The sequence below is a fragment of the Acidithiobacillus sp. genome (assembly GCF_023256195.1).
Classification (GTDB): Bacteria; Pseudomonadota; Gammaproteobacteria; order Acidithiobacillales; family Acidithiobacillaceae; genus Acidithiobacillus_A.
The window spans coordinates 1-20,559 of the sequence record NZ_JAGDWX010000009.1 but is presented as its reverse complement, the minus strand read 5'-3'; the positions used below and the strand labels follow the sequence as shown (position 1 = coordinate 20,559).

Here is a 20,559-nt window from a genome sequence, read left to right as displayed (position 1 = left end):
ACCCGGGCCGCCGGCTCCAAAGCGAGCTCCGTGACCCAACCCAGGATGGGATTGCTGTGCGCCCGTACCGCAGACAGTAGCCTTTCCCGCTCGTCCCCTTCCAGGCGTCGATCGTGTTGTACGCCCTTCGGTTTGCGCACCGGCAACACGGGATTGGCCGGAAGCCCCACGGACCACTCTCGGATCGCCACGCTAAACAGATTGGAGAGGACGGCAAGCTCCAAGCGCACGGTGTCGGGAGCCGCGCCCGCCGCGAGGCGGTGGTCGCGGTAGCGGCCCACGATGTCGGGCGTGAGGGCGGCCAGCGCATAGGCCCCAAGGTCCTCGCGCAGGTGTTTCGCACAGGAAACTTCCCGGCGTTGCGTGCTCGGCTTTTTGCTCGGGGTGACTTCTCGGAGGTAGCGTTCCAGGGCGGCGGACAGCGTCAATTTGCGCGAGCCGGAACGGCGCAGGTAGACACCGCGCACCATCTCGTCTTCCGTCTGGCGGGCCCAGTCTTCGGCGTCGCGCTTGGTGCGAAAGGTCTTGGCCACCGTCGGCCAGCCTTATTTGCGAACCACCGCCTTCCACGACTCCGCGGGCGTTTTGACGATCGTGGCCATAGCGAATCCTCCACTCCGATTCGGTACTGTACCGAATCTGTACCTCGAGAGCGGAGGATTGTCAATAGATGAAAGATAATTTGTTGATTTATATGGTGCCCAGGGGCGGAATCGAACCACCGACACGAGGATTTTCAGTCCTCTGCTCTACCGACTGAGCTACCTGGGCCAAGGCTCGCAATTTAATCGGGCAGCGCCGCGGAAGTCAAGGCCAGGGCCGTCTGGTAGAGCAGACGGTGGGGTAGACCGCTCTGGGCCTCGGCTATGCGTACCGCTTGGGTGAGGGGCAGCTCGGCCAGCAAAGGGCGCAGGAGAATCCGGGTCTGCTCCTCCTCCGGCGCACTGCTCGGTGCGCCGGCCACCACCAGCGTCATCTCTCCACGCTGCTTCTCGGGCGTATCGCGCAGGACCTGCAACAAGGTCCCAAGGTCATCGCGCAGACACTCCTCGTGCAGCTTGCTGAGCTCCCGACAAAGAGCAGCAGGGCGATCGGAACCAAATATCTGGCCGAGGTCCTCCAGCGCAGCCATGATGCGGTGGGGCGCCTCGTAGAAGACCAGGGTACGTTCCTCGCTTTTCAATCGCTCCAGGGTCCTGCGCCGCGCCCCCGACTTGGCTGGCAGAAAGCCCTCGAAACAGAAACGATCGCTCGGCAGTCCCGCCAGAGCCAGAGCCGCCGTAACGGCGGAGGGACCGGGGATAACCGTCACCCGCACCGACTCTCGCCGAAGTGCGGCCAGCAGCGGAAAGCCGGGATCCGATATGAGAGGCATGCCGGCATCGGAGATCAGCGCCAGCAACGCACCCTCTCGCAACTCCGTCAGTATCTTCGGCAAAAGCTCCCGCTCGTTGTGCTCGTGCAGGGCAAGGGTGGGCGGGTGCAGCCCCAGGTGCTGCAGCAGGCGCTGAGCGTGGCGCCGATCTTCCACCAGGACGCGGTCCACTCGCGCCAGCGTCGCGGCGGCACGTGGCGAAAGGTCCTCCAGATTGCCAATGGGTGTCGCCACGACAAAGAGCTCACCAGCCCCCCCGGTAGAGACGGCGTCAGCGGACATGGTCAGCAAATTCCATTGAATGCTTACTCCTTTCTCCATAAACTCTGGCCATGAACCAACGCTCCTTTCTGGAAACGGGACGGCGCTCCGCCTTGGTCCTGCTGGCGGCTCTGGGACTTGGCGCCTGCGCCAGTATGCCACAGTCCGGCGGCGAGCCGCCGCGGGTGCCTGCCCGCGCCACGCCCGCGCCCGAGCCAAGCTCTGGTCCCACGGCTCTGGCGGCCCAGGCGGAGCGACTGCAGCAACAGGGCCACGATTTGGCTGCCGCCAAGGCCTACATCCAAGCGGCGGCGGAGACCCGCAGTGATGCCCAAGTGGCCTACCTGCTGCAGGCATCCCGCGCCTCTTTGGCCGGCAACAAGCCCCAGGTGGCGGTGCTGCTGGCCGACGAGGTTCTGCGCCTTGCCCACGATCCCAAGCTTCGAGGCGAGGCGCTCTGGGTGCGCGCCCGCGGACTCATGGATCAAGGGCAGACACCCCAGGCCAAGGGCAATCTGGAAGAGCTGCTCACTATCGACAGCACCCCGCCCGAGGTGCGCGCCGCCGCACTTGGCGAGCTGGCCACCATCTTTCGTAACGAAAAACACGACCTCACGGCCCTCAATTTTCTGATACAGCGGGACAGCCTTCTCGCCGGCCCAGACAAGACCGAAAACCATCGCCGCATTCGCGCTCTGCTGGATGCCCAATCCAGTGCCAAACTGAAGAACTGGCAGGGGCGCAGTGGTAACCCCATCGTGCAGGAGTGGCTCGCCTTTGCCCTCATCGCCCGGGAAAATCCGGAGCCTGCGGCGCGCGAAGCGGCCTTTTCTCAATGGCTACAGCAACACCCCGGGCATCCGGTCATCCACTGGTCTGCCGACGAGAGCCTGCCCACGGCCACGGCCGATACCCGCGGCGATATCTGTGCCCTGTTGCCTCAGTCCGCATCCTACGCGGCCCTGTCGCAGGCCCTCGCCGCGGGGCTTGAGACGGCCGCGCAGCTGCGCGCCGGACCGCCGGTGCATGTCATCGACACCACGGGTAACCCGAGTTTCACATCGGTTCTGTTCCAGCGCGGCGTGCAGGCCGGCTGTGTGGCCTTTGTCGGACCCTGGCTGGAGCAGGACATCCGCGCCGTGGCCAGCGTGCGTAAGCCCTCGGACCCGCCAGTGCTGAGTCTGGGCGAGGTGGCGGGACTGAAGCAGGACGGCCTGTACCAGTTACCCATGGGACGCGGCGATGCCGCGCGACAGATTGCTGCGGGCGCCTATCGCGCTGGCTACCGCGCGGCAGCGGTCATCTATCCGCAGGATTCCAGCGGGGCCAGCATCCAGGCAGATTTCCTGGCGCGCTGGAAAAAGGAAAAGGGCACGGTCCTTGGGGTGGCGAGCTTCATCCCGGGGAGTGGGCGCGTCGATGGTGCGGTGCAGCAGGCCCTGTCTGGGGTCATCGGCAGGCACAGCATGGTTTTCCTCGTGGCTGGCAAGCGCGACCTGGCCACATCCATAGCTGCCATCCGTGCCACGAACGCCAGCATTCCCGTCTTTGTCGTCGACTCCGACGCAGACGATGCTCTGCCCGTCCTGCCCAACGCCAGCGGCCCCGTGTATGCTGTAGAGACGCCCTGGGCAATGCACGGCGAACCGCTGGACAGCCGGGCCCGCAGCCTGCTGCACCAGGAGCTTCCTCAGGCGAGCTCCGCCCAATGGCAACTGGCCGGTGTCGGACTGGATGCCTACGCGCTGATCCAGGCCATCGTGACAAAGCAGACCGCCGAGCCGATCGATGGCGTCACCGGTCGACTGCACTTTGCCGCGCACGGAAACATCGACCGCGATATGCCCTGGGTGCAGATCGGCCCCGGTGGCGTTCAGCGTCTCTCGCAACTTCCACCGGCGGGCCCCTGATATGCCATCGCCCCGACAGCGGCGCGGCTTCGAAGCGGAAGATCGCGCCCAGGCCCTCATCGAAGCCCAGGGCTTACGGGTGGAGGCGCGCAACTTTCGCTGCCGCAGCGGCGAGATCGACATCGTCGCCCACGATGGCGATACCCTGGTCTTCGTGGAGGTTCGTAGCCGTAGCCACGATCGCCAGGGAGGGGCCGCCGCTTCTGTCGATCTGCGCAAGCAGCGGCGCCTGATCCGGGCCGCCGAATACTATCTGTTGCGTCATCCAGACCACCGCCATCGCCCCTGCCGTTTTGACGTCATCGCCCTGGATGCGGATCAGGACGCAAACTGGATCCGCAACGCCTTTCAGGTATACAGCCCATGACCAACTCCCTCTGGCAGGAGCATCTGCAGGAACACACCACCAGCCTCGCCCAACTTGGCGTCCTGGATGCTTCGGTGAACTTGGCATTGCATCGTCTCCTGGCCACGCTGCGGCACGGGGGAAAGGTGCTCGCCTGCGGCAATGGCGGCTCCTCGGGCGATGCCCAGCACCTCGCCTCGGAGCTGGTCAACCGTTTTGAGAGGGACAGACAGGCCCTGCCGGCCGTGGCCCTCAGTACGGACAGCAGCGTGCTCACTGCCATCGCCAACGACGACCACTACGACCGGGTGTTTGCGCGCCAGGTGGAGGCTCTGGGCGTCCCCGGTGACTGCCTGGTTGTCTTTACCACCTCCGGCAATTCCGCCAACGTCCTCGCCGCCGTCCACACGGCCCAAGGCCGGGGGCTATGGATCCTGGCCTTCACCGGCCGCGATGGCGGACGGGTCGGACGGGAACTGCGCGCCGGCGACCTGGAGCTGCGGGTCCCGCAGCAGCGCACCGCCCGTATCCAGGAAGTCCACCTGCTGCTCATTCACGCCCTCTGTGCCGGTATCGACGCTGCCCTGAGCGAGGCGGAGCCTGCACTGCCCGGGGCGATGGCCAAGGTTCAGCCGGACTGGCAGCGTCTGCAAGCGCTCTGTCGCCATCGCCGACCCCTGGTCTTCACCAATGGAGTCTTCGACCTGCTCCACCGCGGGCATGTGCAGGTGTTGACGGAGGCCCGGGCCGAGGGCGGCTGCCTGGTAGTGGGCGTCAACGACGATGCCTCGGTGCGGCGTCTGGGCAAGGGCGCGGACCGACCCATCAACCCGCTGGAAGATCGCATGGCGGTGCTGGCGGGTCTGGCGGCGGTGGATTTCGTCACGAGCTTCGCGGAGGATACCCCGGCCCGGCTCATCCAAGCCCTGGAGCCCGACGTTATCGTCAAGGGCGGCGACTGGCCTCCCGAGGCCATCGTCGGCGCGGACTTCGTCCTGGGGCGGGGCGGTCGCGTCCTCAGTATTCCCTTTCGCCATGAGCGCAGCACCACTGCCCTACTGCGCCGTATCCGGGAGACTGCACCATGAGCGATATCGACCAAGCCATCGCCGCCCTGCGCGCGGCTCTGGGTCCCGACCGTGCCTGCGACGATCGGGAGACACGCGAGCTCTACGATACCGACGACACCCCCGGTCATTGCATCCCCGTGGCCGTACTGTTTCCACACAGCCACAGCGAGGTGCAGGCCATTGTCGCCCTCGCCCGCCGCCACCACCTGCCGCTGGTAGCGCGTGGGGCCGGTTCCGGCAATGTCGGTGGGGCACAGCCGGTACCTGGCAGCGCGGTGGTAAGCTTTGAGTGCATGCAGCGGATTCTCGAGTATGTCCCGGCGGAGCGTCGTATCACCGTCGAGGCAGGCTGCATCACCGGAGTCATCCAGGACCGGGTGGCGGGCGACGGGCTGTTCTATCCACCGGACCCCGGCAGCAGTCCCTACTGCCGTATCGGCGGTAATCTGGCCATGAATGCTGCGGGTCCTCACGCCGTCAAATATGGCGTGACACGAGACTATGTGCTCGGCTTGCGCGCTGTCACCGGCACCGGTGAGACCCTCTGTACCGGAGTTCGCACCAGCAAGGGCGTGGTCGGCTACGATCTGACCCGCCTGCTCGTGGGCAGTGAGGGGACTCTCGCGCTCATCACCGAAGTCAGTCTGCGCCTACTGCCCATGCCCGAAGGTCGCGCCACCCTGCGCGCTGCCTTTGCCAGTACCGTCACGGCCTGCGCGGCAGTGGCCCGCATCATGGCCCAGTCCGTGACGCCGAGTGCACTGGAGTTCATGGATCGGCACGCTCTGGATGCCGTACGAAAAATGGGCGCGGCCACCGATCTTCCCGCCGCCACCCAGGCCCTGCTCCTGATCGAGGTGGACGGCGACCGCGCGACCTTGGTGCGGCAGGTAGAGGCGATGCGAGCGGCACTGGCCGGAACCGGCCTGCTGCGCTGCGACGACGCCGAAGACCCCGCTGCCATCGCTCGGCTCTGGCAGGCGCGCAAGGCTCTGTCACCGGCCACCAAGGCTATGGCGCCCCTCAAGATCAATGAGGACGTGGTGGTGCCCGTGACCCAGTTGGCCGCCCTGCTGGAGGCCATCGAGGATATCGCCCAGCACCAGAATCTGCAGATCGTCAGCTTCGGTCACGCTGGCAACGGCAACCTGCACGTGAACTTTCTGGTGGATCCCAGCGATGCCGAACTCATGGCTCGGGCTCGCGAGGGTCTGCGCCGCCTGTTCCGCAAAGTCCTGGCCTTGGGTGGGACTCTGTCCGGAGAGCACGGCATCGGCAGTGTCAAACGCGATTTCGTTGCTCTGGAGCTCTCCCCTGAGAGTCTTACCCTGCAGAAGGGCATCCGTAGACTCTTCGATCCCGACGGGATTCTCAATCCCGGCAAGCTGTTTCCAGCAGACTGAATCGTGCAGCCCATCCTTCACGCCATCCAGCCGGTCCGCCACATTGCCCTCAAGCAGTGGGCCGAAGATTTCGACATGGAGACCGTCTTCGACAGTCCGGCCCACCGCCTGCTGCGAGACGGTGATACCCGCGTCGTCCTGTTTCGGGCCGGGGTGATCTGTTTCTTTGAGGCCGGTCCGGCGCTTCAGGCGCGCGTCATCGCCAAGATTCAGAGCTCCTTCACGCCCGTCCCCGAACCACACGTCGAGGAACTGCCCGTCCGCCTGGGCGATAGGGATGGCGTCGGTCGTGATGGTGTCGTCCTCAAGGCCTGGGACGATGAACGTCTGCTCCTGGTAGCTCTGCGCCTCGCCCAGAGCCTCGCTCTGGAACTGCACGAGGAAGCGGTGGAAGCACTTCTGGAAACGACCCTCAACCTCATGTCGGAGGTGACGCGCAGCGGTCGTCTGCCGGGACGTCGAGGGAGTCATCTGCGCTTTCTGGCATCCACCTCCGCCACCCGCACTGAGATCCTGTCCCGGCTGGCGGTGCTGGACAACCCGGACATCGTCTGGGAAACCCCGGGACTGGAACTCCTGTCCCGCGAGCTGTCCGCGGACCTCGAACTGACCAGCCGTTTTCGTGCCCTGGATGAGAAGCTGGACGCCATCCGCGAGGGTCTGGAAGTGATCGTGGTGGCCAGTCGCCACCACCGCGAGACCATCCTCGAGTGGATCATCATCATCCTCATCGCGCTCGAGGCACTGATCATGCTCATGGGCAAAGGAGTATGAGCCGATTTGCGAAACGGGAGCCCAATCCTGCTCCCGCCACGATGGCTGCCGACGAGGATGGCCTAGAACGGGGCTATTCTGCCTTCCGCAACACGCGGCTGGCGCGCAGCAACGATCCTGCCCAGTTGCTGCTCATCGGCCCGTCCTGGGTCGGCGATATGGTCATGGCCCAGGTGCTCTTGCAGGTATTGCGGCGACGCTGGCCGCGCCTGCAGATCGATCTGCTGGCCCCCGCCCCGGCGGCCACGCTGGGCGAGCGCATGCCCGAGGTACGCCAGGTCTATGTCACCACCATACAACACGGCCGTCTGGCCCTGCGGGAGCGCCGCGCCTGGGCGCAACGCCTGCGTTCGGTGGACTACGACTGGTGCATCTGCCTTCCCAACAGTCTGAAAGCGGCCCTCATTCCCTACTGGGCACGGATACCGGTACGCACCGGCTTTCGCGGCGAGGGTCGCCTGCTGCTCCTCAACGACCGCCGAACTCTGGATCGCCGCAAGCTCGTCCGCACCGTGGATCGCTACGTCGCCTTGGGCATTCCGCGGCGTCTACCGCAACCCAGTCGCCTCCCAACGCCACGATTGCGTGTGGATGTCGCGGCGCGCGAACGCGCGCTGGAACGCCTGGGACTCGTCGCGCCCGCCGGACCTGTCCTCGTCTTGGCCCCGGGGGCCGAGTACGGCCCTGCCAAGCGCTGGCCTCTGCGCCATTGGATCGCCCTGGCTCAGGAAGCCCTGCACAGGGGCTACGCCGTCTGGACCCTGGGAGGTCCCAAGGACGCGAGCTTGACGGCCGAGATCTCTGCCGCCGTGCCCGCCGTCGTCGACCTCGGTGGAAAGACCAGCTTGGTAGAGGCGACGGATCTTCTATCCTTGGCCACCACCACGGTCAGCAACGACTCCGGCCTCATGCATATCGCCGGTGCTGTCGGTAGTCACGTCATTGCCCTGTACGGCTCGAGTCCTCTGGCTATGACGCCGCCTCTGGGTCCGGAGGCGGTCGCTCTGCGCCTTGACCTTCCTTGCAGTCCCTGCGGCAAACGAAGATGTCCACTCAAACACCACCGCTGCATGGAAGATCTAGGGGTCGAAAGGGTCCTGCCCTATCTGGGAGCCACGGAGCGCCACGTCCTGCCATAAAAAAGCCCCGACAAGCGGGGCGAGGCAGAGGAGGAGCAATGCCGAAGCATTGCAGGGGTAAAGGGGTATCCCACGGAGCCATCGGACCGAGGTGATTGGCTCAGAGCCCGCAGAGGCTCTGAACCCAGCAACCCGGAGGGGGGCCCGAAGGCCCCCGAGCGCCGTCCTTACTGCTGGACGGTTTTCTCCACCTGGATGGTGGAGTTGATTTCCACCCGCTGGTTCTGGAAACGTCCCTCTGGGGTTGCGTTGCTGGCGATGGGGTCTTCGTAGGAGTGACCCTTCAACACCATGCGATCCCGCGGCACGCCATGCTGCTCCAGATATCGCGCCACACTCTCGGCCCGCTGCTGGGAAAGCTTCATGTTGTAGGCGTAGGTGCCTACCTTACTGGCGTAGCCGTTCACGTTGAGGACCGCATCGGGGTGCTTCTGAGCAAACTCCGCAACCTCGTCCAGGACCTTGATGTCACGATCCAGCAACTTGGACGAGTTGAACTTGAAGTTGATGCCCGTGATGGTGATAGGCTTGCTCTCCAGCACGGTCTTCTGTACCGGAGCGATAGGGGCCGGAGCCGGCGGCGGTGGCGGAGGAGTGACGGGCGCGGGGGCCGGGGCCACGGGCGGCTTACCGGCAGGGCAGCCCTGGAAAGGTGCCTGGGCGCAGCCTGCGGCAGCGACCAGAGCGGCGGTGAGAACAACGGTCTTGAGCTTGGACATCTTCCCTTTCTCCTTTGAGGTCGCGGGGGGCAGGCCCCCCGTAGCCGTTTATGCCAGAGTCTTAGAACGCGTAGGTGAGCATCACGCGGTTATAGACAAAGGAGTGGCCCTTGTTGAAGCCAGCACCGTTGCCCTGAAAACCGTTGTACCCGAGCAGTCCGTTGGCGACCTCGACGCGGTCCCGGATGGACAGTCCCTTCAGCGGACCCTGGAAGAAGTAGGTCGCGTCCAGGTAGGCGTCGTTGCTCTTGCCCTGGTAGTAGGTGTGATACTCCGCAAAGGCGAGCATCAACAGGATCTGCTTGTTCAGCAGGTTCTGCGTCCACTTGACCTTCCAGCCGGTGCCCGGTCCCAATTCCACCAGACCACGGATCATGGAGGTGGTGAAAAGCGGGTCCGTGGCATAGCCGACGGTGTAGGGAGAGACGATGGCTCCGCCGCCGACGGCATAGTTGTGGGCGTAGATCTCGTTGTAGGACAGCGCCAACTGGCCGTTGCCAATGAAGCTGTTCATGGCGTCGTAATTCACACCGATCTGCGCACCCCAGGCGACGTTGTTGACGGAGGTCGCCGCGATGGGAGAGTTGTTGATCTTGGTCCCGGTCAGGAGCGTATTGTTACCGTACTCCCGGTTGTACTGGGCAGCGACGAAGGGATCGATGCCGGCACCGGTCTTCAGCGTGTAGCTACCGTCGGCGTAGATCTGCTTGGCAAACTGATAGTAATCGTAGTACCAGGCCTGACCCTTGAAGCCCATGGCAGAGCCGGAGGCACCGAAGGCGAGGATGCCATTGCTGGCATAGCGGGCGGACGCAGCGGGAGAGAGAGCGGTGCTACCGCCGTACATCGTATCTCCGAAGGTCGTGGGCTGATAGTAGAGATTGTCCCGGTAGTAGTCGTTGGAGGTACGGCTCTTCCAACGGAAGATGCGCATGCCATAGAAATGCAGGTCGCAGTAGGGCGAGACCTCAGCGTATACACCCTGATAGGTGGCGGGCAGGATACGCGAGTCGGAGGTGTTGACCCACGGCGTGTTGAGGGTCTGATCGCCGGCCCGAATCAGCAGGATGTTAGGCTTCTCATACTGGATGTAGGCCTGGCCCAGGGCATTGATGGAAGAGCGCGTGCCCATGAGGGTCGCGTCCAGCTTGGCGGGATTGCTGCTGTTGGCTCCCAAGGAATTGGCGGTGTAAAAGCTCGCGCCAACGCCGAAGCCGCCCAGGAAAGGCGCGGTCTTCGCATTGAAAATGCCGCCGATACTGAAAGCGTTCTGATTGTAGGTATTGGGTCCGGTGGCGCCGTAATCCCGGCTGAAGTAGTACGAGCGCAACTGCCCATCCACCTTGCTTTGCATGAGGAAATCCTTCAGAGTTTCCCCCTGTACTGCAGTACTCAGGCCACACAGGGCGGCAAAGACGCCCAGGGCGATCCGCGATTTGGACATCATGGCATTCTCCTCTCTGGTGTATTCAAAACGCCACTAATATAGCGTGGCATTGTGACAACATGATGACAGTTTTGTGAATCTTTCGTGACGAAATATATATGAATATATAACGTGGAGCATGTCGTGCACGCGCCCAAGCCCCCGCTGAGTTCCGCCTATGCCCATTGAAATCCGGCACCTACGCACTATCGAGGCCATTGTGCAGAGCGGTAGCATTGCCGCCGCTGCGCAACGTCTGCATCTGACCCAATCGGCGCTGTCGCACCAATTACGCGGTCTGGAGTCGGAATTTGGCGTCAGCCTCTTCGAACGCGAGCCGGGTACCGCTCCGCGCCTCAGCGCTGCCGGTGAGCGGCTTTATGCCTTGGCCCGCGATTGCCTCCCGGCTCTGCGTCGCACCCAGGAAGAGCTGCGCCGTCTGGCGGGTGGCCATGGCGGTCGTTTGCGTATCGCGGTGGAATGCCACACCTGCTTTGACTGGCTGACCCCCGCCATGGACCGCTTTCGGGCGCAGTGGCCAGATGTGGAGATGGACATCGTCTCGGGCTTCCACGAGGATCCTTTGGCGCTGCTGCAACAGCATCAGGCCGATCTGGCGGTGCTGAGCGCTCCCGAATCGCTGCCGCCGCAGCTGGCGCTGCACACACTCTTTCGCTATGAGGTCATGGGTCTCGTCAGTCCACGCCACCCTCTGGCACAGAAAAGCTACCTGGAGGCCGAGGACTTTCGCGAGGAGACCCTCATCAGCTATCCGGTGGAGGACCGTCGCCTCGACCTCCTGCGGGAATTTCTGACGCCGGCTGGGGTGCAACCCTGGCGGCGCCGCCACGCCGAGCTGACGGTCATCATCCTGCAGCTGGTGGCCTCGGGTCAGGGGCTCGCGGCTCTGCCTGCCTGGGCCGTGGGCAATTACGGCGATCGTGGCTACGTGCGCACTCTGCCCCTGGGCCCGCACGGACTCTGGCAGGATCTTCGGGCTGCCACGCGCCGCGATGGCACCGGTCAGGATTTTCTGCGCGCCTTCCTGGAGGACGTTCGCGCCAGCGTTCCGCGGGATCTGCCCGGGGTCCAGGCGCAGTGGGAGGGTGCGACGCCCAAAAATACGGACTAGAATGTCCGCATATAGCCCCTCCCCGGAGAGCTCCCATGTCCGTCCCCGAATCTCTGATTTTTGATACCGAGCTCATCACGCGCTACGACCGCCCCGGTCCGCGCTACACCTCCTATCCCACCGCTCCGCACTTCCAGCGCGAGTTCAGTGCCGCCGACTACGCGGCACAACTGGAGCGAAGCAACGATCAGAGCCGGCCTCTGTCCCTCTATGTCCACATCCCCTTCTGTGAGCACCTGTGCTTCTACTGCGCCTGCACCAAGGTCGTCACCCGCCACCGCGAGTGGGGAGAGCCCTATGTCCAGCGTCTGGAACAAGAAATGCGCCTTCTGCGTCGCCACGTGGACGGTGAACGACCGGTGGTGCAATTGCATTTCGGCGGTGGTACCCCGACTTTTCTGCGTGCAGCGGACATGGATCGCCTGCTCGACGCCATCCATCGCCATTTTCGCCTCCTGCCGGGGGATCGTGGCGAGTATGGCGTCGAGGTGGATCCGCGCGCCCTGGAGCCCGGCATGTTGGCCCGTCTGCGCGAATTCGGCTGCAATCGCCTGAGCATGGGGGTGCAGGACCTGGATCCCTCGGTACAGAAGGCCGTACACCGGGAGCAGAGTCTCGATCTCGTCGCCGCGGTCCTGGCCGAGGCCCGTGCCCTGGGTTACCGCTCCATCAGCCTGGACCTTATCTACGGCCTGCCGCGGCAGAATCGCGCATCCTTCGCCGATACCCTGGAAGCCATCATCGCCCTGAGCCCCGACCGCCTTTCCCTGTTCAACTACGCCCACCTGCCGGAGCGCTTTGCGCCGCAGCGCCGGATCGTAGAGGCAGAACTGCCCAGCCCGGCACTCAAATTGGATATCCTCCGGGATAGCATCGCTCGCCTACAGGCAGCCGGTTATGTCTACATCGGTATGGACCACTTTGCCCTGCCCGAAGACGAATTGACCCTGGCGCAGCAGGCGGGCACGCTCCACCGCAATTTTCAAGGCTACTCGACCCACGCCGAAGCGGATCTCTTGGCCCTCGGCATGAGTGCCATCAGTGCCACGGCAAAGGTCTACAGCCAGAATCACAAAGATCTGGAGACCTGGAACGCCGCCATCGACGCGCAGCGCCTACCGGTGGAACGCGGATGGGTACTGAGCGATGAGGACCGTCTGCGCCGTCATGTCATTACCCGCCTGATCTGCGATTTTCGTCTGTCTCGGGACGAATTGGAGGAGCGCTTTGCGATCGACTTTCCTCGCCACTTTGCCGCAGAGTGGCCGCAACTCATGGAGTTGGAAGAAGATGGCTTGGTGACCTGGGATGGTTCAAACCTGATCGTCACCGCGCGCGGCCGCCTGCTGGTGCGCCACGTTTGTATGGTGTTTGACGCCTACCTGGGCCAGAAAAGCGTGCGCTACTCCCGGGTCATCTGAGGGGAGTCTTTTTCCAGCAGCAGCACCTTGAAGCTCTCTCCCATCTCCTGGGGCAGAGTGAGACGCTTGATCTCGTTATGCAGGGCCAGCAGGCCGCGCTCGTCCCGTCCTGCCGCCAGCTGCGGATAGACCTCCGCCAGTCCACCATCCACCAGAAAACGGGCCAAGGGTCCATACCAACGCTCCCGCAGACCGAGATGCGATGCTGCCCGACGCAGCGCACCGAAATCCACGTCGGCGGTGAGATCGCAGAGTCCCGGCCAGAGGAAAGGATCGTCCAGCACTCGGTGGCGATAATAGGCGCGCAGACTCCCCTGGCGACGCTGCGGATGGTAGTACTCGCCGCTCTCCTGTCCGTAATCGATGATCACTATCGCGCCCTCGGTGAGGCTCGCGGCCGCCGCCTCCAGCCAGGACTCGGCCAAGGGACGGATTTCCGTCACATAGGGGGCCGGCCATTTGTGCACGTAAGGGTGCAGAACGGCAGCAAGCTCCGTCGCCAGTGGCGCCAGGGTCCAGCAGAAATCGCCATCTTGCACCCCGACCCGACGCTCCCAGAGCTGCGCGCCGTCCCACTCCACCACGACGAAGGGGAGGGCGTCCAGCACCTCGTGGGCGAGCAGCACACCGCGCCAGGCCCTTGGCAGACGCTGTAGGATACGCGCCTGGGGCGCCGCCTTCGCCTGCTGCGCCGCGAGATCTGCGCTGCGCTCGAGAAAGGCATAGGGCAGGGACGGCAGGAGTGCCCGCAACTGCTGCGCCAGGGCGCCGCTACCCCCACCAAATTCCAGTAGGCCGTCCATCAGGGAAGAATAGGCCTGCAGCCAGCGGGCGAGGACCGTCGCCAGCACCGAGCCCATCTCCGGCGCGGTAATGAAATCGCCGCCGGCACCGAAGCGCTTCTGCCCTGCCATGTAATAGCCGAGACCTGGCGTATACAGAGCCGCCTCCAGGTAATCCGCAAAGGAAATAGTGCCGCCGGCGCCAGCGATGCGGGCGATGATCTGCTCGCGCAGGGTCGCCGAGTGCGCCGCGGCCAGCGCATCGGGGGGCGGCAGGCCAAGCTTGCGCCGATCCGGACGATGGGTTAAAAACTTTGGACCAGGGTCGCGCATGGGTTCCTTTTTGTCCGAAGACGCCAAATGTATTCTCGTCACCGGCGCCGCGCGCCGTGTGGGCGCCGAGATCGCGCATCACCTGGCGGCGGCGGGTTGCGACATCGCCCTGCATTATAGGCATTCCCAGGAGGACGCCGAAACCCTCGCCGAAGCACTGCGGGCCTTGGGACGGCGAGTCGAACTGCTGCAGGGCGATCTGTTGGAAGCCGGTTGTCCGCACCGCCTTGTGCAGGAAAGCATCGCCGCTTTCGGGCGTCTGGATGGCATCGTCCACAACGCCTCCATCTATCGTCCTGGCGCCTTTGCCGAGGTGGAACTGCGGCACTGGCAGGAAATGGAAGGCATCCACCTGCACGCTCCCTTTTTCCTCGCCCAGGCGGCGGCGGCGGAGCTGCGCCGACGGCACGGTGCCATTGTCCACATCACCGACATCTACGCGGAACGTCCCCTGCTCGGCTATCTTCCCTATTCCGTCAGCAAGGCGGCCTTGGTCAGCCTCACCCGCGCCCTCGCCAAGGAGCTTGGTCCCGAGGTCCGCGTCAACAGCGTGGCACCCGGCGTGGTGCTCTGGGCCGAGACGGAACAGCCGGCGGAGGGCTCACGCAATGCCATCCTCGATCGTACCGCCCTCAAGCGCGCCGGCAACCCTGCCGACATCGCCCGTACCGTGCGTTTTCTGCTCCTCGAGGCCGATTATCTGAGCGGTCAGAATATCGTGGTGGACGGCGGCCGCATGATATACTGAGGGCATGAGTGCTGAGTCCAGCAAACCCGTACAGCCGATCCGCTTTTACAGCGAAGCCGAATTGGACGCCATCGAGGCCGAGGATCCCGTGCTGGCGGCCAAGATCGAGCATGCCCAGAACATGGCCAAGCGTCAGATCGGGCGCAAGAAAGTCTTCACCGCAGCGGATCCGCTGCCAGACCCCCAGGCCGTGGCGGAAGCCATGTCCGTGGTGCGCCGCATCCTGCAGCGGGACGGCGGCGACATCGAGCTCGTGGACATTGTCGAGCGGGATGTGCGGGTGCGCATGAAAGGTGCCTGTGCCGGCTGCCCCAATGCCGTCCTCGATCTACAGCAGGTGGTGGAGCGCATCGTCGGTGCCGTGCCGGGAGTCGCCCGCGTGAGCAATACCTTTTGAGTGACGCGACGGTTTCGACGGCGCGCCCGCCGTGCGTCGGCATGGTCAGTCTGGGTTGTCCCAAGGCCAGCAGCGATACCGAGCGCCTGCTGACTCAGCTGCGCGCCGAGGGCTATCTCTTGGTGGCAGACTACGCCGAGGCCGATCTCGTTCTGGTCAATACCTGCGGCTTCATCGATGCGGCCGTCCAGGAGTCCCTGGACGCCATTGCCGAGGCCATCGCCGAGAATGGGCGGGTAGTCGTCACGGGCTGTCTCGGAGCCCGCGAACAGGGTGAATTCATCCGCCGTGCTCAACCGAAAGTGTTGGCAGTGACCGGCCCCCAGCAGGACGGTGCCACCCTTGCCGCCATCCATAGCGTCCTGCCACCCCAGCACGATCCGCTGCAGGACCTCGTGCCCCCTCAGGGTCTACGCCTGACTCCACGACATTATGCCTACCTCAAGATCGCCGAGGGCTGCAATCAGTCCTGCAGCTTCTGCGTCATTCCCAGTATGCGCGGCAAACTGCAGAGTCGGGAGCCCGGCGATATCCTCCGCGAAGCGCGTGCCTTGGTGGCAGGCGGCTGTCGCGAGCTTCTCATCATTTCTCAGGACACGGCGGCCTACGGTGCCGATCGTCGTTACCGAACCGCCTTTGCTGAAGGTCGTCCCCTGCGGGCGCACATCACCGATCTCTGCACGACCCTGGCGGAGCTGGGAGCCTGGGTGCGTCTGCACTACGTCTACCCCTACCCCCATGTCGACGCCCTCATCGAGCTGATGGCAGCGGGGAAGATCCTGCCTTATCTGGATATCCCACTGCAGCACGGCAGCCCTGCGGTGCTCAAGGCCATGCGCAGGCCGGCCGCCAGCGACAAGACCCTGGATCGCATAGCTGCCTGGCGCCGCCAGATACCCGACCTGACCCTGCGCAGCACCTTCATCGTCGGCTTCCCTGGGGAAAGCGAGGCAGACTTTGAACTCCTGCTGGATTTCCTGCGTGCGGCCCAGCTCGACCGCGTCGGTTGCTTCACCTATTCCGCAGTCGAAGGAGCCGCCGCCAACGCGCTGGCCGACCCCGTCCCAGAGCCTGTCAAAGAAGAGCGTCAGCGACGGTTCATGGATGTGCAGGCAGAGATCAGTGCCGCTCGTCTGCGCCGCCGGGTGGGCCAAGAGTGCGAGGTGGTAGTAGACGGCTTCACGGAATCGGGCGAGCTTGTCGCCCGCTCTGCCGCCGAGGCGCCGGAGATCGACGGCATCATCCGTCTCAGACCCGCTGCGGGTGAGTCGCCCCAAGCCGGGCAGCGCCTGTGGGTGCGCATCACAGACAGTGCGACCCACGATCTGCAGGCTGAGATCCTGGCAGCCAGGGCCGAATAGGCAGCGTATCCTGAGGCTCGAGTCTGGCGCCCCACTGCGGGAAGAGTTGCAGAATGCCGCTTCGCCAATAGGCGCAGCCCGCCTGTCGATGCCAGCAGTCACTGGCGGAGTGATAGAGAAGATCGATATCCAGAGGCACACGGCCCCCTGTGCGCGCTCCCCACGCACCCTCCAGGGCCTGGGCATAGGCGCGCAGGCGCGCCAGTTCCCAGTCGCAGGGAAAGGCGACGACCCAATTCACGTAATCTGCTCCGCCCCCCGTGGTATCCGCAGACTGGCAAGGTTGGGCGATCCGCAGAGGCGCCCAGTGTTGGCATAGGCGCGTCAGCGCCCAGAGCAGCACACGCTCCGCATCGGTATTGCTCCCCAGGCCCAGGATCACCCAGGGGGGCGTCTGCTCCAGCTCGACTTCAGTCGGCACGCCGCCCACGGGTGATGCGCACCCCCACATCTTCGGCTCCGCGCACGGCCCCGGGCTTGTGGATGGTGATCTGCATCCAAGTAACGCCAAACTCCGTCCGAAGGATATGGGCGATGCCTTCGGCGAGGGTCTCCACCAACTGCACCTCGGCGGCCTCCACATAGTCCACCAGACGCTGGCAGACCGCCTGATAATCGATGGTAGCCTCGACCCGATCCACGGCTGCCGCCGTGGTGGCTTCGGCAGCCATCTCCAGGTCGATCTCGACACGCTGGCGCACCTGCCGCTCCCAGTCGTAGATACCGATGCAGGTCTCGACCTTGAGGGCTTTCACGAATAAGCTATCCACGGGATCTCCCTAGCAGTTGCGCGCGGACCTCGACCGCGTCCATCCGGCCTTCATCATAGCGAAGAGGAAGCTTTTTATCAGCCCCGCAGACGCCGTCGCCGCTCCCCTCTGGGAATGCAGCCTGCTTGTGCTGCTGGCCTATCTCCTCGGCTCCATGGCCAGCGCCATCCTCGTCGCTCGTGCCCTGAAGCTGCCCGATCCGCGCCAGCACGGTTCCCGCAATCCCGGTGCCACCAACATTCTGCGGCTGGGCGGCAAAAAAGCGGCGGCCCTGACCCTGCTGGGCGATCTACTCAAAGGTTTGCTCCCCGTCCTTCTGGCGCGTGCTCTCGGTCTGGGTGGCTGGCCCTTGGCGCTGGTGGCCCTGGCCGCCTTCCTGGGGCACCTGTTTCCCATCTACTTTGGCTTTCGCGGCGGCAAGGGCGTGGCTACTGCCCTCGGGATCCTGCTGGCTTACCTGCCCCTTCTGGGCCTAAGCGTGCTACTTCTGTGGATCGCAATCTTTGCCTGGCGCCGCGTCTCTTCCCTCGCGGCGCTGGTGGCCACCCTCGCGGCGGCACCACTCGCCTGGGCGATGGCTCTGCCGACGCCGGCCAAGAGCCTGGTGCTGACCTTGGCGATCCTGATACTGTGGCGCCACCGCAGCAACCTCACCCGCCTCTTGCGGGGCGAGGAATCGGGCTTTCATCCTTCCTGAGTAGCGGAAAGCGGGCGCCTGGGCTCAGTCCTTGAGACCCCACTCCTCCTGCCGCTCCTGAATCCAGCGGGCGAGCTCCTGCGCTGGGCGAAAGCCCGGGGCCAGGCGCGCCGCCTCTTCCGCCGCCCGCCGGGCTCGCTTGAGGCTGCCTGTGTGCAGGTAGTAGCGGGCCAGGTTCATCTGCGCCAAGTGGGGACGGTCAAAGTGGCGCGACCTCAGCGCACGCCGTATGGGGAAGAGCGCCTCCTCCACACGCCCCGTCTCCATCAGATACTCGCCCAGATCGTTCCAGGCCACACCCCACTCCGCGTCCAAGGCAATGGCCTTGCGACAGGCTGCGATGGCGGCGTGGGTATCGCCGGCCTCCGACAGCGCCCAGGCGTAGAAGGTCCAGAGCAATGCCGACTCCTCGCCGCTATCGATGGCGCGCTTGAAGGCCCGCGCGGCCTCGGCGGGATGGCCCGTCTGCTGCCAGTCCAGACCTTCCTGAAAGACGGGATTACGCTCCGCCGCTTCCTGAATGGCGGCATCCAAAGAGAACTCCGTTTGCATCATGAGACCAACTCCTGCAAGGGCCAGCGCGGACGGACTGCGACCGGTTCAAGGGCGCCGCGCCCGAGTTCCAGTCGCTGCGCTCCGGCCAGGGCAATCATGGCGGCGTTGTCGGTACAATGGGCGAGATCCGCAAAATGCAGGTCGATATTCTCTGCCTCGGCAAGCTGGGAAAGAGCCTCACGCAGTGCCCGGTTGGCGCCCACACCACCAGCAACGATCAGACGCTGCAGACCCGTCGCCTCAATAGCCCGGCGACATTTGGCACAGAGGGTATCGACGACCGCCAGCTGAAAAGCGGCGGCAAGGTCGGCGCGTGCCTGAGCGTCCCCCGGGGGCAGAGCTTCGGCCTGCAGGCGAAAGGCCGTCTTCAATCCGCTGAAACTGAAGTCTAGACCGGGACGATCCAGCATCGGCCGCGGCAGTCGATAGCGCTGTGCATCGCCCGTGCGGGCGAGTACCGCCAACGCCGGGCCGCCAGGGTAGGGCAGGCCCAAGATCTTGGCGGCCTTGTCGAAAGCCTCCCCGGCCGCATCGTCCACACTCTCACCGAGCAGGCTGTAAGAACCCAGCCCGTGTACGGCGATGAGTTGGGTGTGGCCGCCGGAAACCAGGAGTGCCAGCGCCGGAAAGGGCAGCACGCCCGCCAGCATAGGGGCGAGCAGGTGGCCCTCCAGGTGGTGCACCGGGATCAGCGGAACCCCCCAGGCATAGGCAAGGGCCCGACCGAAATTCACACCCACCAGAAGGGCGCCGATGAGCCCGGGTCCCGCGGTCACCGCCACGGCATCGGCACGATCATGTCCCGTCCGTCGCCGCAATTCCTGCCATAGCAAGGGCAAGCGGCGAACGTGATCGCGGGCGGCCAGCTCCGGTACTACACCGCCGTAAATGGCGTGCATGTCCACCTGACTGAAAAGCACCTCGTCCACGAGACCGGCCTCGGTATCGTAGAGCGCGAGGCCCGTCTCGTCGCAGGAGCTTTCTATCCCGAGGACCAACTCAGCCATCGCTTCTTTGCTCCTCCGGGCGCACCGCTCGGGCCTCCAGCAGATCCAGCTCGCGCACACTGAAACCCGCCTGCAACCGTGCCTCGCGAGCCAGAGGGCCCAAAATCCGGCCCCGATAGTGGCGATCAAGCAGGGTGAAAAAGGTGGCTTCGGGATCGACGCCGGCGCGTCGGGCGAGATAGGTAAACCAACGACTGCCGATGGCCACATGCCCACGCTCGTCGGCTTCGATGCGCTCCAGAATCGCTGCCGATTGCGCATCGCCGACGGTCTGCAGACGCTGGCGCAGGGCGGGCGTCACGTCCAACCCGCGGGCCTCCAGTACCCGGGGGACCAGTGCCATCCGCGCCATGGCATCGTCCGCGGTGGCACGGGCGGCCTCCCACAGCCCGTCGTGTGCAGGCAGATCGCCGTAGCATCCGCCCAGGTCTTCCAGACGCTGCGACAATAGCGAGAAATGCAGGGCCTCTTCACGCGCCACTTGGAGCCAATCGCTATAGAAACCCGGCGGCATTCCGGCGAAGGCATAGGCCGCATCCAAAGCGAGGTTGATGGCATTGAACTCGATATGTGCCAGGGCATGCAGTAAGGCAAAGCGTCCCTTCGGCGTGCCGAGAGCACGCCGCCGCGGTAGCTCCCGCGGCGCAACGAGGCGCAATCGCGTTGGTCGACCCGGCGAACGCGGTACGGTCACGATCTCCCAATGTGTAAGCTCGGTGGCTGAGGGCGCGACCAGCGCCTGTACCCGGCGAACCTTATCCAACGGGTCCGTGGCTGCGAGAGCCGCACCGATCTGTGCCTGCACCTGGTTCATGATCCTATTATGGGACCTCGGCATGCCGACGCCAAACAAAAAGCCCCGAAGCAGAGAGCTTCGAGGCCATGGTATAGGTGTCTGGCGGTGACCGACTTTCGCGGGGGGAGGCCCCCCAC

The 20,559-nt window shown here is 64.7% G+C and carries 21 protein-coding genes, 1 tRNA gene and 2 pseudogenes; 13 read left to right on the top strand and 11 right to left on the bottom strand.

Features of this window, described 5'->3' with window-relative positions; translation table 11 throughout:
- The 3 genes and pseudogenes from Q0C23_RS00950 to rsmI form a co-directional block, all read right to left on the bottom strand.
- Nucleotides 1–533, bottom strand: a pseudogene (locus Q0C23_RS00950) (site-specific integrase); the annotation flags it as partial.
- Between the two features lie 162 nt (nucleotides 534–695).
- A tRNA-Phe gene (locus Q0C23_RS00945) sits at nucleotides 696–771 on the bottom strand.
- 13 nt (nucleotides 772–784) lie between these two features.
- The gene (gene rsmI, locus Q0C23_RS00940) at nucleotides 785–1,657 is read right to left on the bottom strand and encodes a 16S rRNA (cytidine(1402)-2'-O)-methyltransferase (protein WP_291510504.1); all 873 of its coding nucleotides are present in this window, start codon (nucleotides 1,655–1,657) and stop codon (nucleotides 785–787) included.
- 50 nt (nucleotides 1,658–1,707) lie between these two features.
- Between rsmI and Q0C23_RS00935 the strand changes: the two genes are divergently transcribed.
- The 7 genes and pseudogenes from Q0C23_RS00935 (at nucleotide 1,708) to waaF (ending at nucleotide 8,278) form a co-directional block, all read left to right on the top strand.
- On the top strand, nucleotides 1,708–3,546 hold the full coding sequence (locus tag Q0C23_RS00935) for a penicillin-binding protein activator (protein WP_291510503.1): 1,839 nt from the start codon (nucleotides 1,708–1,710) through the stop codon (nucleotides 3,544–3,546).
- 1 nt (nucleotide 3,547) lies between these two features.
- The gene (locus Q0C23_RS00930) at nucleotides 3,548–3,913 is read left to right on the top strand and encodes a YraN family protein (protein WP_291510502.1); all 366 of its coding nucleotides are present in this window, start codon (nucleotides 3,548–3,550) and stop codon (nucleotides 3,911–3,913) included.
- Nucleotides 3,910–4,470 (top strand): annotated as a pseudogene (locus Q0C23_RS09825) (SIS domain-containing protein); the annotation flags it as partial. The gene Q0C23_RS00930 and the pseudogene Q0C23_RS09825, both read left to right, overlap by 4 nt.
- 39 nt (nucleotides 4,471–4,509) lie before the next feature.
- Complete coding sequence (gene rfaE2, locus Q0C23_RS09820; RefSeq protein ID WP_367273161.1) at nucleotides 4,510–4,980, top strand: D-glycero-beta-D-manno-heptose 1-phosphate adenylyltransferase; 471 nt, start codon at nucleotides 4,510–4,512, stop codon at nucleotides 4,978–4,980.
- Nucleotides 4,977–6,365 (top strand): FAD-linked oxidase C-terminal domain-containing protein, encoded by a 1,389-nt coding sequence (locus Q0C23_RS00920; RefSeq protein ID WP_291510500.1) that lies wholly within the window; start codon nucleotides 4,977–4,979, stop codon nucleotides 6,363–6,365. Before rfaE2 ends, Q0C23_RS00920 begins: the two co-directional genes overlap by 4 nt.
- A gap of 3 nt (nucleotides 6,366–6,368) precedes the next feature.
- Nucleotides 6,369–7,139, top strand: coding sequence for an RMD1 family protein (locus Q0C23_RS00915; protein ID WP_291510499.1), 771 nt, complete (start codon nucleotides 6,369–6,371; stop codon nucleotides 7,137–7,139).
- A complete protein-coding gene (gene waaF / locus Q0C23_RS00910) occupies nucleotides 7,136–8,278 on the top strand; it encodes a lipopolysaccharide heptosyltransferase II (protein ID WP_291510498.1) in 1,143 nt (380 codons plus the stop codon). The genes Q0C23_RS00915 and waaF overlap by 4 nt, the downstream gene beginning before the upstream one ends.
- 167 nt (nucleotides 8,279–8,445) lie before the next feature.
- On the opposite strand, the gene Q0C23_RS00905 is transcribed toward waaF, so the two are convergent.
- Together Q0C23_RS00905 and Q0C23_RS00900 are read right to left on the bottom strand one after the other, a co-directional pair.
- The gene (locus Q0C23_RS00905) at nucleotides 8,446–8,997 is read right to left on the bottom strand and encodes an OmpA family protein (protein ID WP_291510497.1); all 552 of its coding nucleotides are present in this window, start codon (nucleotides 8,995–8,997) and stop codon (nucleotides 8,446–8,448) included.
- Nucleotides 8,998–9,058: 61 nt separating this feature from the next.
- Nucleotides 9,059–10,444: an OprD family outer membrane porin gene (locus Q0C23_RS00900; protein ID WP_291510496.1), complete on the bottom strand. Its 1,386-nt coding sequence runs from the start codon at nucleotides 10,442–10,444 to the stop codon at nucleotides 9,059–9,061.
- A 157-nt stretch (nucleotides 10,445–10,601) separates the two neighbouring features.
- Here Q0C23_RS00900 and Q0C23_RS00895 point away from each other — a divergent pair, with 157 nt between their 5' ends.
- Nucleotides 10,602–11,555, top strand: coding sequence for a LysR family transcriptional regulator (locus Q0C23_RS00895; protein ID WP_291510495.1), 954 nt, complete (start codon nucleotides 10,602–10,604; stop codon nucleotides 11,553–11,555).
- A 35-nt stretch (nucleotides 11,556–11,590) separates the two neighbouring features.
- Nucleotides 11,591–12,976 carry an oxygen-independent coproporphyrinogen III oxidase gene (hemN, locus tag Q0C23_RS00890; RefSeq protein ID WP_291510494.1) on the top strand — a complete coding sequence of 462 codons (1,386 nt, stop codon included), beginning with the start codon at nucleotides 11,591–11,593 and terminating at the stop codon, nucleotides 12,974–12,976.
- On the opposite strand, the gene Q0C23_RS00885 is transcribed toward hemN, so the two are convergent.
- Nucleotides 12,958–14,091 (bottom strand): SAM-dependent methyltransferase, encoded by a 1,134-nt coding sequence (locus Q0C23_RS00885; protein WP_291510493.1) that lies wholly within the window; start codon nucleotides 14,089–14,091, stop codon nucleotides 12,958–12,960. The two genes, hemN and Q0C23_RS00885, sit on opposite strands and share 19 nt — an antisense overlap.
- Between Q0C23_RS00885 and Q0C23_RS00880 the strand changes: the two genes are divergently transcribed.
- The 3 genes from Q0C23_RS00880 to rimO are packed head-to-tail and all read left to right on the top strand — an operon-like array spanning nucleotide 14,090 to nucleotide 16,597.
- The gene (locus Q0C23_RS00880; RefSeq protein ID WP_291510492.1) at nucleotides 14,090–14,839 is read left to right on the top strand and encodes an SDR family oxidoreductase; all 750 of its coding nucleotides are present in this window, start codon (nucleotides 14,090–14,092) and stop codon (nucleotides 14,837–14,839) included. The two genes, Q0C23_RS00885 and Q0C23_RS00880, sit on opposite strands and share 2 nt — an antisense overlap.
- 4 nt (nucleotides 14,840–14,843) lie before the next feature.
- Nucleotides 14,844–15,236, top strand: coding sequence for a NifU family protein (locus Q0C23_RS00875; RefSeq protein ID WP_291510491.1), 393 nt, complete (start codon nucleotides 14,844–14,846; stop codon nucleotides 15,234–15,236).
- Between the two features lie 41 nt (nucleotides 15,237–15,277).
- Nucleotides 15,278–16,597, top strand: coding sequence for a 30S ribosomal protein S12 methylthiotransferase RimO (gene rimO, locus Q0C23_RS00870; RefSeq protein WP_291510490.1), 1,320 nt, complete (start codon nucleotides 15,278–15,280; stop codon nucleotides 16,595–16,597).
- On the opposite strand, the gene Q0C23_RS00865 is transcribed toward rimO, so the two are convergent.
- Together Q0C23_RS00865 and folB are read right to left on the bottom strand one after the other, a co-directional pair.
- Nucleotides 16,539–17,018 carry a 2-amino-4-hydroxy-6-hydroxymethyldihydropteridine diphosphokinase gene (locus Q0C23_RS00865; protein WP_291510489.1) on the bottom strand — a complete coding sequence of 160 codons (480 nt, stop codon included), beginning with the start codon at nucleotides 17,016–17,018 and terminating at the stop codon, nucleotides 16,539–16,541. The two genes, rimO and Q0C23_RS00865, sit on opposite strands and share 59 nt — an antisense overlap.
- Complete coding sequence (folB, locus tag Q0C23_RS00860) at nucleotides 17,008–17,367, bottom strand: dihydroneopterin aldolase (protein ID WP_291510488.1); 360 nt, start codon at nucleotides 17,365–17,367, stop codon at nucleotides 17,008–17,010. The genes Q0C23_RS00865 and folB overlap by 11 nt, the downstream gene beginning before the upstream one ends.
- Nucleotides 17,368–17,494: 127 nt before the next feature.
- Here folB and plsY point away from each other — a divergent pair, with 127 nt between their 5' ends.
- A complete protein-coding gene (gene plsY, locus Q0C23_RS00855; RefSeq protein WP_291510487.1) occupies nucleotides 17,495–18,064 on the top strand; it encodes a glycerol-3-phosphate 1-O-acyltransferase PlsY in 570 nt (189 codons plus the stop codon).
- 24 nt (nucleotides 18,065–18,088) lie between these two features.
- On the opposite strand, the gene Q0C23_RS00850 is transcribed toward plsY, so the two are convergent.
- From Q0C23_RS00850 to Q0C23_RS00840, 3 genes are read right to left on the bottom strand one after another with little or no spacing between them, the layout of a single operon-like run.
- Nucleotides 18,089–18,619 (bottom strand): tetratricopeptide repeat protein, encoded by a 531-nt coding sequence (locus Q0C23_RS00850; RefSeq protein ID WP_291510486.1) that lies wholly within the window; start codon nucleotides 18,617–18,619, stop codon nucleotides 18,089–18,091.
- Nucleotides 18,616–19,626, bottom strand: a complete 1,011-nt coding sequence (tsaD, locus tag Q0C23_RS00845; protein ID WP_291510485.1) for a tRNA (adenosine(37)-N6)-threonylcarbamoyltransferase complex transferase subunit TsaD — start codon at nucleotides 19,624–19,626, stop codon at nucleotides 18,616–18,618. Before tsaD ends, Q0C23_RS00850 begins: the two co-directional genes overlap by 4 nt.
- Nucleotides 19,619–20,440: a ferritin-like domain-containing protein gene (locus Q0C23_RS00840; protein ID WP_291510484.1), complete on the bottom strand. Its 822-nt coding sequence runs from the start codon at nucleotides 20,438–20,440 to the stop codon at nucleotides 19,619–19,621. Before Q0C23_RS00840 ends, tsaD begins: the two co-directional genes overlap by 8 nt.
- Between the last annotated feature and the right edge of the window lie 119 nt (nucleotides 20,441–20,559).